The sequence below is a fragment of the Bradyrhizobium sp. BLXBL-03 genome, assembly GCF_051853015.1.
Lineage (GTDB): Bacteria > Pseudomonadota > Alphaproteobacteria > Rhizobiales > Xanthobacteraceae > Bradyrhizobium > Bradyrhizobium manausense.
On sequence record NZ_CP182470.1, the window covers coordinates 7675592 to 7690242 of the forward strand.

Consider the following 14651-nt stretch of genomic DNA (forward strand, 5'->3'; position numbering starts at 1 on the left):
ATGAGAATGGCAAGAGCGCAGAAGGAGGTCAGCAGCTGACACACCAACGAATTTGTGAGAACCCTTGAGTTGATCAAGTTGACCAGGTCAGACTAGCGGCAATCGAAGTCAGATAGACGCTGATCGACGTTAAGCTCCGGACCGCATCCTTCGCCTGGTTTGCCATCACGTTCTCCGTCACTTATGCTCATTGCCATGACGATGCCGCGGCCCTTTCATTCTCTTACACCGAGCAGACCACACAAGGGCACACAGCGTACAATCTGACGCAGCGTGAGGTTCAACCCACATCCGGGAGCACCCGGGTCTGAGATAGTTGCAGTAGCTGCAGCGTCGGATTATTTGCTATCTTCAAAGTCGCATCACCAATGCTCCCAGGTGATGTGGGGGGCGGAATCGGCGTTTTTTCCGATCCTGCCGTCGGTGCCGCCCCACTCTACTCTTCACGACCCGTCGTCAGGAGTGGAGTGAAACTGAGGCTGCGTCTGGTTGCGTCCCGGAGACGGATCCGCGATGGTCAGCCTCTCCGAGAAAGAAAGGGAAAGCGCCGTCGAGCCGTGCACTATGTACTGGCTCTGTTTTGCGTCAATTTCCCCGCGCGGGTGACTCTGCCCACGAGGCCACGTTCCGTGGCACGAGACGGGCACCTCCGCAGCATTCGCCGACTAGTTGGCCAAGCCATGCTGAACGGTCTGCGTGGGATCTGAAGAAAGCGTCCTTCTCGAGGGTGTCAACGTCTCAACTGAAGATGTCGCGCTTTCTGAGCGGCTGCTGCAAGAGCTCATCGGCATTCACCAGCTTTTCTTAAATCCGGCTGTCACGCTCAAGTTCGTGCTGCCTTGTGCGGTCTCCCCGATGGCGCTGGAGACGGTGATACCGCTGGACAGCGTCTGCTCGGCGCCAACGCTTCGCAGCCATTTGTCGTCGGTAGTCGACATGGTTTGGCCAACGACAAAGCTCATGCCGATCCCGGTGATTGTGACTTTGGCCGAGTTATGGGCCTCGTAGTTGCGCATCACCTGCCCGAACAGCCCCGCGAAGGGTACCTGCCCCTTCTGGACCACATCGCAATCGAACTGCAATGCTAGCGAATCATGGCTCCGCAGCGGTACCCACTTGATGAGTGAGGTACCGAGCTTGCTACTCTGCTCGCCAGCATCAAAGCGCGCGCTCACTACGGTTTTATCCCAGACGAAGCCTGCGCCGGGAGCGGTGGCTGCAGCCCAGGCAATGGCGGAGGATTGCGGTGCGTTGCCGCCATTGGCGGCCTTCTCAGCCAGCAAATCCCATGTTGTGGTGGGCTCCCGCGCAACAGTCATGTCGGCTCCGATCCGAGTGTCCCAGAACGGAGAAATCGACTTTTTGACGGCGACTTCGAAGGCGTCGTTTGATTTCGTGCTGGACGACCAATTCAGACCGTCGTCAGCGGCTCCAGCTTCCGCGGCGGACGGCATCGCGGCCAATATAGACGCAAAAACGAACGCGGCAGCCCGGAGCGTCGACTTGGCTCCGTCAACTCCTGACGCGAATTCTATAATGTTGCCCGCAGTGGATTCCGCACGCGCAAGAAACGGATTTGTCATTCAGAGGTCTCATGACCAGCGTTCGCGCATGTTGCTTACAACCTGACGCCGCGATCGATTCAACCTCTTTCCATAAAGTGGTTTACATGACGATGAGAGAGATCACTCGATCTGCAGCCACGAATAAACAACGGAGTGCGCAGCTCCCCTGACGGCTGCTTTTGCGGTGTAGATTACAATTTCGCCGGCTCGATACGGACAGCTTTGACGAAGCCTTGCGGCATCATGTAAGGCTGTCCATTTTCTCGTTTGGCATAACGCTTGCTTCAATAGAATAGCATCACGAAGCCGTCGCCGTGATGTAGGGGCGGGCCCAGCGTCCGTTTAAAGGGCATGGAGTCCGCCCCATTTTTTCAGTCGGACCGGACTGGCCTGATTGAACCGCTTGTCGGGCCGCAGCCGCGCTAGGATCGCACGTTCTGCGTCTCGGTGACGCAAGATGAAAGTACGTTGTTCTCACTTGGTTCGTCAGGAATGGCTGGCGCCTCTGACGCGGCCTACAATTAAGTAGGATTCGATGAAGCTATCTCAAGCGTTTGCAGTGAGCGGCAGTTCCATCAACCGGCAAATGATCCTACGGATCACAACGATCACGGCATGGGGATGGCTGTGCGTGCAGGCGAGTCCAATCTCGATTGGGCCGCGACCAGCACATGCCAGCGCTCCGTCCAATGGGGTTCTCGCCGATCCGGCTGCGCCTGACGATCTGGATCGGAATTACAAGTCAGTTAACGCTCGGTCATTCCCGCCCGGACATTGTCACGTGACGGACCTTGAGCTCGGCGCCGTACAGTTTGGCTCACGCTACGCAGATGTTGTTTCGATATTCGGCTGTGCTGGCACTCTTGCGTCACGTAAGATTGCCGGAGATATCAAGTTTCACTTATTTGCTTGGAACGACGGGCATGTTTTGGCGCTGTTCGCTCAGGGCCGGCTGTTGATCACAACGCTGTCTGACACATCGTGAAGGCTCTTGAACTTGTCGCAAGGCTAGAAAGCGCGAATTGCCTGCGCAAGAGTGTCGATGATCTAAACCTATGAGGATCGGAAGCGATCTCGCTGAGACAGCCTAGAGGCCCAAGCTGCCCGCCTGACCGTTCTACCGTGTGATTTGCCTAACGCTGGAGAGCGCTCGGAGCGGTGACCATCGCCGGGCCGCTTTGATTGTTTGCTTTGGCACAATGCGACAAACGGGCACCCGCACTAAGTACCGCTTCTAACACATCGATGACCATGGCATCTAGTAAGCGCGTATTTCCATCGGCACGCTGCTTGCTTAGTGCTGGCCACATTACCGCTCGTCTCGCGGTGATGTCGGGCGGACCCAAAGTGGCAATGGCGCTAATCGCGCCGGGCCCGCCCGCTCACGATCTATGCTGGTGTGTCGTGCAATAACACTCCATGCACGTGCTAATGCGGTCGCCGTCGCATTTGCGCATAGCCTCCGCCATGACGTGCTTAACGCATGACGTGCTTAACGCAGGAAACCTCCGTTGCAGGAAAACAAGTGTTTCGGCGCGCGGAAACAAAGCGAATGGGTACGGTTATGAGAGACTTGTGGTTTTAACGTTTGCTGCCGAGCATTGCATCGATGTGACCGGGAGCCTCCCTTTCAGCTAACACCGAACCACCTTGTGCGGATTCCGACGAAATCGCCCGGGTGTACCGATCTGAAGTCGCTCCGAGACGATGTCGCCCACCTTTCCGGCTTGATCTCGCCCGGTGACGAGGCGTTCTGGCGGTAGCTTCTCTGGCCTTTGGCGAGCCGCGTGGTCAACCTGGACTCGCGGCTTGAACTTTCTTCTGCTTCTGTTGCGGTTGCTGTGATGGGGTTGTCTAATCGCTGCTGAAACGTCAAGCGTATAATCTCCTTGAGGGGACTGCCGGGTGCACGGTTGTCTTCGCGGTCGACAATAGGCGCCGCATGATGGAGCTTCGCGGGACGAGCCTTCAATGTGGACGACGCACTTTGCTGAGTCAGCGGTGCAACCCTATCGGCGGAATGGCTCGGCTCACGTCCCGGCAGGGACACCTCAAGCGTTAAGTTTCTGAACGCTATTCGAATTTATGCGACGGCTCCGGCCGTTGGATTGAACAGCTCGCCAGTCTTAAGCATCGTATGCATTATAACGGCTAGCTTGCGCGCCACAGCCACGGCCGCTCTTTTGAAGCCGATCCTCTCCCGGAGCTGCAAGCCCCACGTGCGCAGCGTGCTGCCGGTTGAGCTGCGCGTCAGAATGACCGTCGCTGCTTCGTAGAGAAGCCCTCGCAAATGGCGGTCGCCCCGTCGGGATATAGGGCCATCATAATCGACGTCTCCGGATTGATAGCGGCGCGTTGTCAGGCCGATCCACGCACCAACAGATCGGGATTTCTTAAAGTTGTCCGGCTCCTCAATGGCCGTGGCAAAGGCGGTTGCGGTGATCACACCGATGCCGGGATGGACATAAGGATGCGGCAAGCCTGGTTCTGTCGCGCGTCGCGGGCCAACTGGCGTCCGAGTTCGGCTGCCCGGATGCGAATGCCACGCCAGGCTTCCAACATCGGAAGCGCGATCGATGCAAGCCCGTCTTGATCGGCAAGAAGGCTCCGGACGTTCTTCTCGAAGGTGCTTCCCTTTCCGGCTGGAACGACCAGACCGAAGGTTTTCATGACACCGCGGATCTGATTGGAAAGCTCGGTAGTGATTCGGACCAGCCGCGTCCGCGCTGCGACAAGCGTGCGGGTCAGCATGCTGTCGAATCCCTTCACGCGCACCTCGCGAAAGAATCCGACTTCCGCCAGCTGCGCCAGACCATCGGCATCGTTCGCGTCCGTTTTGTTCGCCGCCATATCGAGCGCCGCTTTAGCATGGCGCGCATCTATGCAGATCGCCGGCAATCCCTCAGGGGGGGAGAGAATGATAGAACCATACCGACAGCGGTCCGGTTTCAAAGACTACTCGTTTCACGGCCGGCGCCCGCTTGCGGATGAGTTCGGCGATGATTCTGGGATCTGATGCGCACTTGCCGCGCCAGATCCGTTCACCCGCTCGACGGATTGAGACTGCCGTCTCTTTCATCGACACGTCGAGACCGAATACTCGTCCATGGCTGTTCTCCATTCGATGCTTGGGCCCGGCGACCAGTCGCGAGCCCGTATTTCCATCCTATCGGGGAACAGCCGCCCTCCAAGTCTCGTGATTGGCTTTCGGGCAACTCGCTCCTGCGATTACCCCATGTGGACGCCCCCTCGACGGCATCGATGTGCCAAAGTGAAGGGCGTTGAACAGCCATCACGAGAGAGGAAGCGTCCGTGAACGAAGTTAGCACGATTGGACTAGATTTAGCGAAGTATGTCTTTCAGGCCCATGGAGCCGATGCCGCCGGCAAGGTCGTTTTTCGCAAACAGCTGCGCCGGAACAAGCTGCTGGCATTCTTTGCCGAGCAGCCGGCTTGCCTCGTTGCGATCGAAGCCTGCTCGGGCGCGCATTACTGGGCTCGTGAGATTGGCACGCTCGGCCATGAAGTGCGGCTTATCCCACCGGCTTACGTGGAGCCCTTCGTGAAGCGGCAGAAGAACGACATGGCCGATGCAGAGGCGATCTGTGAAGCGGCGCAGAGGCCGACCATGCGTTTCGTTCCCGTCAAGAGCGAAGAGCAGCAAGCGAGCGCGGTGGTGTTTCGGACCCCCGACCTGTTAATCCGGCAGCGGACCCAGGCGATCAATGCTTTGCGTGGTCATCTCGTCGAATACGGGGTGATTATGGCAAAGGGCACGGCCTATGTCGCAGAGCTTCTCGAGCGCGCAATGGATCCAAAAACCGACGTTCCCGAAGCGGCACGCTTCGTACTCGAGATATTGATCAAGAGGATGGTGACGCTGGAAATGCAGATAAAGAAACTTGACAGCGAAATCGCCCATCGCGCCCGAAAAGAAAAAGATGCCCGCCGTTTGATGACAATCCCAGGCGTTGGACCAATGACGGCGACGGCTTTGCTTGCCCTTGCGCCTACCGCGGGAAGCTTCCGGTGCGGACGCGGCTTCGCCGCATGGCTGGGGTTGACCCCGTTGCAGCGATCCACGGGCGACAAACAGAAATTGGGTGCGACGTCGAAAATGGGGGAGCGAACGTTGCGACGGTTACTTATCATCGGCGCAACTGCGGTCGTGCAGCAGGCTGGCGGCGAGGCGCTTCACCGTCATCGTGGCTCGGACGCATGATTGCCCGCAAGCCACCTATGTAGGTAGCCACCGCTCTTGCCAACAAGATGGCCCGCGTCGTCTGGGCTTTGATGGCGAACGGTGGGGTCTATAAAGCTCCGGGCGTGGCGGCATAGCCGCCCGGTCAGAGGTCGTCGAGATGTAGGAAGGTCAAAACGGAAGGTATGGCGCAACAGTCGAGAGACGGGGTTGGGAGAACCAGTACATGCCCAAGTGCTATCCAAGCACGCCGCTGTGATTTGGACCTAATCCGCGAACTCCCATACGGGCCCGCGACAAATGAGGTCGCATTAAAGGCCGGACAGATATCAGCACCCGACTACAGCGCACCGCTTGACGAAAGATTCTTCTTGCATCCCTGGGGGCGTCCACAGATGGGCATGTGGGCAGGCGTTGTTCAGAAGCGGCATGTCCACAGCGTTACGGGCTCAAGGTCTTTCGGGCGCATTGCCTCGTTCGGCGCAGGCTCTCGCCGGTGATGTCGAGCCGATGGGCATTGTGGAGGAGGCGATCGAGCACGGCGTCGGCATAGGTGGGATCTCCAATGAGCACAAGCCACTGGTCCACGGGAGCTAGCCGCTGACGTTGGTGGAACGGTGACCGTAGCGATCTTCGAGGATTTCCGGGAGGTCATGACGGGCGCAGGCATCGAGCGGCTCGAGTAGGATCAAAAGATCGACACGGCCGAGGCCGCGCAATAGGCGTGGACGGCGGCCGTCACCGCGGCGAGAGCGAGGTCATCGAACAGCCGCGGAACACGTTGATGGAGCAAGGAGCGATTGTCACGGCAGGTCTTGTGAGGCGATCCAGCTCTTGCCGACACCGGCGGGGCCGCAGATCAGCAGGTTGGCATGCTCGTCGATCCAGCGTCCCTCGACAAGCTTGGCAAACAGTGGACGGTCGAGGCCGCGCGGAGTGCGGTAGTCAATGTCCTCAACGCAAGCCTGCTGGCGTAGCGCAGGCGATTGGCGATCTCGCTTCGGCACAATGCTTGCTTTGTCATAGACAGCATCACCACCCCCGTCCTAACCAGCCGGTGATGTAAGGCGGACCCGGGCTTTTGGGTTCATCGCCGAGGGGTTGCGCGCTCAATCATAAGCAGTAGGTCACGCCTCCAATGTCATGTTCATGGTTGCCGCCATGAAGTCCGAGCAAACCTCTCGTGGAGACAACGGAAATGGCTACAAGGAGCAAGTGTCTCATGCGCGTGAAGGACGACCGAGGAGCGCAGATTCTTGCGCAATTTTGATTTTCAGTGGGACTCCCATGTGTACTGAAGAAGTCCGAGCAGGATCTAAAAATCACACGCGCGATAGAGGAAATACGTCCGCCGACGGCTACGGCGGAGAATCTGACATCCTAATGGTAGTCGAGGCAGCAGCTGAGTATCGCCGTGCAAGGTCGATTCTCAAAGAGGCTTTCACTGACCGGGCGAACTTAGAGGACGACAACAAACTGGACGAGCTATTTCATGCACCTCGAATAGCGCGGTATTTCCTGCTCCTTCGCGGGCAACGCCCCGTGGGGGCCGGTCTAATTCGACTAAACCCGATGATGCCGCAATCGATATACGTTCCATACATTGCTGTCTGCGCAACCGACCGCGGAAGATTGTCTATCCGGAGGATGAAGCAACTATTCGCCGAATTCACGCGGAAGATGGGCGCCGCAGAATTCTGAGCGAGGCAGACAATCCGCGTTTTATGCTAGTTGATGGTTCTTTTTCAAAAGAGCCCATGCATCGTTCAGAAACGAGAATATCTCTACTCCAACGCGTCTTAGGCACAAGTTTTGTCTGTGATCCGGACCCGGCCGCCGCATATAACAGGCCTGCTTCGGATGACGCGCAGAAGGTGAGAACATCCCTTCTCTTGGGTTTTGTGCCCATCGGACGAGAGCCGGCAAGCTTCTTCAATCCCAACCGCACGGCAATAACGAGAGCGCTATCGGCAGCTTTATCTCGAACTAATGCAACTTGGTTACGGAACACTGAGACTCTCGTACCCTCGCCAAGTCAGCTGGCAGCTAGATATCCTGCAATTCGCGATTTCATGTTCGAAGGAATTCTCATCGCGAAGAACACCGCTGGGTGTCGCTTCATCCCTCCCGAGTACCCGACTAGTGATGATGCAAAATTCAGCGGCGTGGGTCGACGCCATTCGGAGCAGTATGGCTCCGTCGCTTAGCGCCAATTTTACGGCCAATTCAAACGCCTACCAACCCGCTCTGTCTTGTTAACTAATAGCGATTGACCAAATCGGTCTGACTTTGCTCGAGAGCCCGTCCAAAGTTTGTTCAGTATTTGCGCGCGATACCAACGTTGGCCACCTTACTCTTTGCGGCAGTCGGCCGGCTCTTTCGGAAGTGAAAATATGAGGGGAAAGGTCTTGGCAAAAAGAGCGTTGAGTGCGGCCCGCTCCTCTGCAAGGCGTCTTTCGATGAGCTGGCGTTCTGCGTCCGATAAGCTTGTTACCAGCAGCCGTCGACACCGGTGGATGTTGTTGCGGTGAGCGCGAATTCCAGCGAAATGTTCATCGAGCATCATCGTAATTCCTAAAGAGTCATGTCCTCTTTGATTTCGAGCAGCAGCAGAGATTTCGCAGCGCGACACTCTCGCGTCGTTTAGGGTGCACACCGCGTCAGCTGATTGTTGGCTGGTTTTGCCGCTAGAACCAAATAGAGTTCACCCGGCTTTTGAATTTACCTTCTAGTCCAAGTCGCTTTCCGCCGAGAGAGCGGCGTACTTGATCCCGTTCGCGCGCCTTGCCCCATACATAGGCCTAGATTTGGTAGCGATTACTGCGATGGATTCGCTCGGGGCGCTCGAAAAGCGCATCTGAGCATTTTTTTTGAAGGATTTCCTCATGCGGACAGCCGTACGGCTAAGTAATGGACCGTTGCGGCTATTTGAAACCCAGCCGGCACCTGCTCCATCGTTCCGCGCGGACCGCCCTGGCTTCCGCTCCAGCTTGGCCAGCACTAGATCAGCGTTTTCTTGGTGCGAATCATATCAGGCGGCCTCGGCGAGCTTGTAGGACCACGTGTGGATGACCGGATGGCAATTGACGTCGTCGATACCAGCCATGATGCGCTCCTTGAGTTCGTGTTTCGAGGCCACCCGGATATGGCGCAGGACTGAACGGGCGAACTTGGAGAAGAACCCCTCGGTGAGATTGAGCCACGAGCCGTGCTTGGGGGTGAAGGTGAGCTCAAAGCGCCCGCTTGGTCGAGTGGCGAGCCAGGCTCTGGTTTCTCGCGAGATGTGCGCGGAATGATTGTCGAGGATCAACTTGATCGCAGTGTTCGGCGGATAGGCGGCATCGATAAGTCTGAGGAGCTCGATGAACTCTCGACTGCGGTGGCGATCTTTGACAAGGGCGTGGACCTTGCCGGTGAGCAGATCAATCCCAGCCAACAGGCTGAGCGTGCCATGGCGTTTGTATTCATGGTCGCGCGCAAAGGTGGCGTGGACGCCAGGCTTGGGCGGCAAATCCGGCGTCGTCGTTGCGATGGCCTGGATTCCCGGCTTCTCGTCGCAGGAGATGTAGAAGTTTCGACTTAATCTGACGGCAAGGTTTGAACTGGCAGGGAATGGAGCTGCGGGCGAGCAGGAGCGCTCACCCAAAGGGCGCTCCCGCGCAGCCCGCAGCGTCTCACAGGAGACGTTACCATGACCCAGGAACAGAAGGTCATTCGCGCGAAAGTCGGAATGCTGGAATTGGCCAAGCAGCTCGGCAATGTCAGCCAGGCTTGCCGGATGATGGGCTATAGCCGCGACAGCTTCTACCGGTTCAAGGAACTGTACGACAAGGGCGGCGAGCTGGCGCTGATTGAGATCAGCCGCAAGAAACCGATCCTGAAGAACCGGGTCGCGCCGGAGGTCGAGGCGGCTGTCGTTGAGCTGGCGATCGACCAGCCGGCCTGGGGCCAGGTGCGAGTCAGCAATGAGCTCAGGAGCCGCGGCCTGTCGATCTCCCCGTTCGGTGTGCGGGCGGTGTGGCTGCGTCACGACCTCGCCAACGTCAAGAAGCGGCTGACGGCGCTGGAGGCCAAGATGGCCCAGGACGGCCTGGTGCTGACCGAGGCCCAGCTCGTTGCGTTGGAAAAGGCCAAGTCCGAGAAGGAAGCGCACGGCGAGTTCGAGAGCGAGTGCCCCGGCTATTGTGGTGCGCAGGACACCTTCTATGTCGGCAACATGAAGGGGGTCGGGCGGATCTATCAGCAGACCTTCATCGACACCTACAGCAAGGTGGCGTTCGCCAAGCTGTATGATCGCAAGACGCCGATCACGGCGGCCGAACTGTTGAATGATCGCGTGGTGCCGTTCTTCGATGCGCGGGGCATCCCGCTGAACCGGATCCTGACCGACCGCGGCACCGAGTATTGCGGCAATCCGGAGCATCACGAATACGAGCTCTACCTCGCCGTCGAGGACATCGATCACACCCGCACCAAGACGAAGAGCCCACAGACCAACGGCATTGTCGAGCGCTTCCACCGCACCGTGCTCGAAGAGTTCTATCGCGTCGCGTTCCGCAAGAAGATCTATCCGAGCATCCCTGCGTTGCAGAGCGATCTCGATGAGTGGATCGCTGCCTACAATGAGGTGCGCCCGCATCAGGGGCGCTGGTGCTACGGCAAGACGCCGATGCAAACCTTGCTTGACGCAAGTGCTCTGTCGAGAGAGAAATTGTTGCCGGCTGCGTGAGGTCGGACACGAAATCTTTGTCGGACACCTGCCGCGACAAAGCACCCACTGTCAGCTCAAGTCCCTTCTTTTACACAGGAGACGATCGTGACTGGCTTTCCTCGCCGCTTTCCCTTGGCAGAGGCCTTCTTCAGGACTTCGACTTCACGATAGACGCACAGGATCTCCGCCATCTTCCGTTCGAACTCGGCGTCGCGATTTTCGAGATAATAGCGCACCTTTGTGCGGCTTGATTTCCTCTTGGCCGAGGATCTTGCACACCGTTCCCTGGACCAAATTGGCCAAACACGCATGCCCTGCCGCCGGCGCGTGCATGGCGCGCCAGCAACCGCGTCGTCCACAACTCATGCGGATAGCCGTGCTCCTTGGGCCTTGTCGCATGCCAACGACACCAGCCAGGCTTTGGCCTCAGCCGTGATCGTTGGCTCCTTGCCCGGTCGCGGACGATCATCGAGGGCCGCCAGCGGGCCATTGGCCAGTGCCCGCTCGACACAGCGCTGCACCGTCTGATGATGGACCCCAAGTCTTTGGCCCACCGCGCAGAACGAAGGATTTTCCCAATACGCCAGCAGCATCTGCGCTCGCGATACCCGGCTCGCCAGCTCAGTTCTCGACCGAGAAAGACCCCCAAGGTCGCTATCTCTTCATCACTCATCGCCAATTCAACCGCGCGCCGCCATCCTGCCATGATACAGCTCCTCGTTTCCCCAACCGCAAACGAGGAATCCGCCAACAACCCGTCCGTTCCACCAATTCAGCCTGCTCCGGCTCGCAGGTTTCATGGAATCGGTCGTCTAGCTGCTCTCCGCGCACGGTCTTTCGAACCAGTGCATTTTTTGATTGGATAACGAGACTATAAATGAAGAATTGTCGCGAGGGCGGGTTTCTTTCTTTGCAAAGTTCGTAGATTGTCGCTCCGATTTTTGATGCACTCCTCCGGCAACTTAACTGGCGCAAAAGAAGTGGTGCTCTCGGAGGGCTGGCATGAATGTCAATATTGAAGCCACGTCGAGGCGGCGGGCCCTGTAGCTCAATGGTTAGAGCCGGCCGCTCATAACGGTCTGGTTGCAGGTTCGAGTCCTGCCGGGGCCACCAACCAGAACGCGGCGGCGGCGGGCGGAGCTCGATCTGGTCCGCCATCGCCATCCTCGTCAGGCGGCCCATTGCTCATTTCCGCAATAATATTAAACGGTTGACGGAATGTCGCTGTAAGCTCCCCATCGCGCCACGTCGAGTTCGAAAGTACAAAATTCAGAAGGCGACGTTTGTCCGCAGCAGGGCGTTTCTCGAAGAGGCGCACCGAATCCTTGGCAATGGACAGCAGAGCTACGCCCTCATCCATGTAGGACTGTTCGGCAGTCCGGTGCCGGCCGATCTCCCGCAAGAGCATCATGAGGCAGTAAAGCGGCTCCAGACCGAATATTACCGACCTTACCAAACGACGATCGAATTCGTTCCCTTGCCTATCTCTCTGATCGATCTCGAAAGCCCAAATCCATGCAAGATTGTCGAGACAACCCTGCACGTTGACGACGAACGATTGAATAGGCATCGTTGCGGTTGTCGTTTCCTCGATCGAGCAGCCAATGCAGTTTGTATCTGCACTCGGGTAGCTTATGCCATTCAGCCCACCAATGTAGGGCTTGCCCGCCGTTGCCAAGCTCGTGCCGATATACAGGCTGCCGTAACCGATGGTGAGGTTCGGGTTGCTGTAAGTCAGGCCGCTATCGCTCGCCAAAGCACCACCGCTATTATACTGCACCTGCCCATTTGAGCCCCCAGCGGATGCGGTGATGCCCTGGGCTTGCCACACGTTCGAAACGCATTTCAGGATGTTGCCGTTGGCGTCGGGCCAGCCGAAATTCATGATGGTGCTGTCGCAGGCGCCGCCTGCGGCGCCGACGGCATCGCCCGGCTTGCTGGCCAACTGCGCCAGCGTAGGCATCGAGCCCAGAATGGCCAAAAGAGCAACTGCGGTACCGAGCGCGCGCTGCGCCTGCTTCATTCAGCCTTATCGAGGCTGACATTTCGCCAGCTTGTCCCGTCGCAGAGTTGAAGGTGCTTATTTCCGTAGCGTAGCGAGCCTGCGTTCTTTTCTGAACACCCTGCACCCGATGAGCCAATCTTGAGCTCGCCCCGATACACGTCGAGATTAGCGTTACGCGAAGCTGTGCCGATGCCGACGCAACAATGGTTGGCGCCGGAGAACACCATGCCGCCGATGGGATTGATTTGCGGCTGAGTTGTCTTGGACTGATCGGCTGCTGCAACATTATGAGTGAGCAGGGGCAAAACAAGCGAAAGGATACAAACGCAACGCTTCACAAGAACTCCCTTCCGGAAAGCTCGGAAAGACACCGGGAAGAGAACCTTCCACTGGCGAGCGCGGGAGTTGAGAAGTCGCGGTTAGACGACTGCGACGGCCTTTTGCCGCGAGGCTTGGACATCCAGAGTCTATGCTAGGCAAAGACTCCGCCGCCGCCTCCCGGCCCATAGGGTCGAAAGGCGGCATCGTGACGTGACACCGTTACGCTAACCGAGAGGTTCTCACACCCCGAAGGCTGGCTTTCTCTGCCTTCGCGACGAGACTGCCACGGCAAGCAGGCGGGTCAATGCTGTTGAGTTTGTGCCGGTAGCAACGCAACAAATTCGCATTAGCGTAGCAAGCGTGCGAATCAATCCGGAGCTTTTGCCCGGTGGCGCGAGAGCAGCGGGTTCACATCGTGACCGCGTAAGCGGATACCGCGACGCCCTCATTGCCTGCGCCAATTCCTGCGGTGGTCGGTAGCCCGGTGGCATGCGACACAATGGCGCTCGCCACCTCCCCGGGCTTTACCACGAGGACTTTGATGCCGCTGGATCAATGACTTGCCGCCAGAAATCCGAGCGTCTGCCCAGCGCATCATTACCACACGTTAAGGATGCGGACAGCCTGCGTTCAGAATCGATCCTTTAACCTTGGCGCGTGGTCCTCATACGCGTCGAGGGCAGCGGTATGGGGTTCAACACCGCCCTAATAGGATTGGCCATGGCCAAGCTTGGGAATAAGTCTTCTACCGCACGCATCTTGCACGATGCACCGGCGCACCTCTCCACCAACACCCCCGCGCCGGTCGCGCGCATTTCGCACGATGCTGCGGCGCGCGCGCCGGGTGATGCCAACGCGCGCATCTCGCATGACGCCGCGGCAATGGATGCCGTGGTCGTGCCGCTGCCCCGTGATGCCGCGGCGCCGCAGTCCGACGATGCTGTCGCGCGCATCTCTCACGACGTTGCCGCGATCGCAACGGACGATACGGCCGCGCGGATTTCGCACGATGCCGCTGCGATCGCGTCGGTCGAGGTTACGTCGCGCATTTCGCACGACGCTGCCGTGACCGCTTCGAACGCTGCGCCTGTCACTGACGTCGCCGCAGCTTCCGCCACCGTGCCAGCCGCGCCGACGATTTCGCCGCTCAAGCAGTTGCTTGCCTGGGCAAAGTCAAGCGCCAGCCAGTTCATCCGGAATCCGGCGGTTCGCCGGTGGCTGGTGCTGGCGAAGACGCTTGGCATCGCGGGTGTCTTGGCCGGTGGCATTCAGCAGGTCGCGGCCACCCACGCGCCGCAGTGGGTCGATCCAGCCGCCGAATACCTGTATCTGCGCCAGGATATGGCAGCGTTTACGAACGAGCCGGGCGAACAGCCCCCCGGCCAGGGCAAAATCAACACCACCACCAAGTTCAAGTATGAATTCCGCGTCTCGAACCTCGATAGTGCCGGCGTGGTTCGTGGCCGCTTCCATGGCTATTCGGAAGACGGCAAACCCGATCCGCGCTGGTGGTACCTCACGGGCCGTTCGGACGGAAAGCGCGCCATGCTGACCTATCGCAACGAAAAGGGCGTCGTGATGGGCGAGTTGGGCCTCCTGCGTTCGAAGGATGGTTCGGTGTGGGCCGGCCATCTTGTCGGCATCGACCGGAGCATCTCAGACACGGACCTCGTGCAGAGCCCGATCATCGTCGCTCAATCCGACTATGATCTGAACCGTCTGAAAGCTGACGATTTTCTGAATGAGAGCCCGGTGCTCGTGAAGGGCTACACGCACTAAAACTTCAGCCTTCCACGTCGCGTGCACGTGTACGAAAATCAACACCGGCGGGCGGTGACGCTCGCCGGTT

At 58.4% G+C, this 14651-nt stretch carries 7 protein-coding genes, 1 tRNA gene and 4 pseudogenes; 5 read left to right on the plus strand and 7 right to left on the minus strand.

Annotated elements, in window-relative coordinates:
• Positions 1 to 791: 791 nt before the first annotated feature.
• Entirely contained in the window at positions 792 to 1583 is a 792-nt protein-coding gene (locus ACNJX9_RS36205) for a hypothetical protein (RefSeq protein WP_439406891.1), read from the minus strand.
• Between the two features lie 517 nt (positions 1584 to 2100).
• Here ACNJX9_RS36205 and ACNJX9_RS36210 point away from each other — a divergent pair.
• The gene (locus ACNJX9_RS36210; RefSeq protein ID WP_439406893.1) at positions 2101 to 2550 is read left to right on the plus strand and encodes a hypothetical protein; all 450 of its coding nucleotides are present in this window, start codon (positions 2101 to 2103) and stop codon (positions 2548 to 2550) included.
• A 1098-nt stretch (positions 2551 to 3648) separates the two neighbouring features.
• On the opposite strand, the pseudogene ACNJX9_RS36215 reads toward ACNJX9_RS36210, so the two are convergent.
• Positions 3649 to 4686, minus strand: a pseudogene (locus tag ACNJX9_RS36215) (IS110 family transposase).
• 191 nt (positions 4687 to 4877) lie between these two features.
• On the opposite strand from ACNJX9_RS36215, the pseudogene ACNJX9_RS36220 reads away from it, so the two are divergent.
• Positions 4878 to 5902, plus strand: a pseudogene (locus ACNJX9_RS36220) (IS110 family transposase).
• Positions 5903 to 6206: 304 nt separating this feature from the next.
• On the opposite strand, the pseudogene ACNJX9_RS36225 reads toward ACNJX9_RS36220, so the two are convergent.
• The 3 genes and pseudogenes from ACNJX9_RS36225 to ACNJX9_RS36235 form a co-directional block, all read right to left on the minus strand.
• Positions 6207 to 6742, minus strand: a pseudogene (locus tag ACNJX9_RS36225) (ATP-binding protein); the annotation flags it as partial.
• Positions 6743 to 8115: 1373 nt separating this feature from the next.
• On the minus strand, positions 8116 to 8331 hold the full coding sequence (locus tag ACNJX9_RS36230; RefSeq protein WP_245316766.1) for a hypothetical protein: 216 nt from the start codon (positions 8329 to 8331) through the stop codon (positions 8116 to 8118).
• Between the two features lie 465 nt (positions 8332 to 8796).
• Positions 8797 to 9336 (minus strand): annotated as a pseudogene (locus tag ACNJX9_RS36235) (IS630 family transposase); the annotation flags it as partial.
• Between the two features lie 120 nt (positions 9337 to 9456).
• On the opposite strand from ACNJX9_RS36235, the gene ACNJX9_RS36240 reads away from it, so the two are divergent.
• Positions 9457 to 10494, plus strand: a complete 1038-nt coding sequence (locus tag ACNJX9_RS36240; protein ID WP_439406531.1) for an IS481 family transposase — start codon at positions 9457 to 9459, stop codon at positions 10492 to 10494.
• Positions 10495 to 10838: 344 nt separating this feature from the next.
• Here the strand turns inward: ACNJX9_RS36240 and ACNJX9_RS36245 are convergent, their stop codons facing one another.
• Positions 10839 to 11069, minus strand: coding sequence for a helix-turn-helix domain-containing protein (locus tag ACNJX9_RS36245; protein ID WP_439406895.1), 231 nt, complete (start codon positions 11067 to 11069; stop codon positions 10839 to 10841).
• A gap of 444 nt (positions 11070 to 11513) precedes the next feature.
• On the opposite strand from ACNJX9_RS36245, the gene ACNJX9_RS36250 reads away from it, so the two are divergent.
• A tRNA-Ile gene (locus ACNJX9_RS36250) sits at positions 11514 to 11589 on the plus strand.
• Positions 11590 to 12495: 906 nt separating this feature from the next.
• On the opposite strand, the gene ACNJX9_RS36255 is transcribed toward ACNJX9_RS36250, so the two are convergent.
• Positions 12496 to 12819: a hypothetical protein gene (locus tag ACNJX9_RS36255; protein ID WP_157083375.1), complete on the minus strand. Its 324-nt coding sequence runs from the start codon at positions 12817 to 12819 to the stop codon at positions 12496 to 12498.
• A gap of 697 nt (positions 12820 to 13516) precedes the next feature.
• Between ACNJX9_RS36255 and ACNJX9_RS36260 the strand changes: the two genes are divergently transcribed.
• Positions 13517 to 14581: a hypothetical protein gene (locus ACNJX9_RS36260; RefSeq protein ID WP_439406897.1), complete on the plus strand. Its 1065-nt coding sequence runs from the start codon at positions 13517 to 13519 to the stop codon at positions 14579 to 14581.
• Positions 14582 to 14651 lie beyond the last annotated feature (70 nt).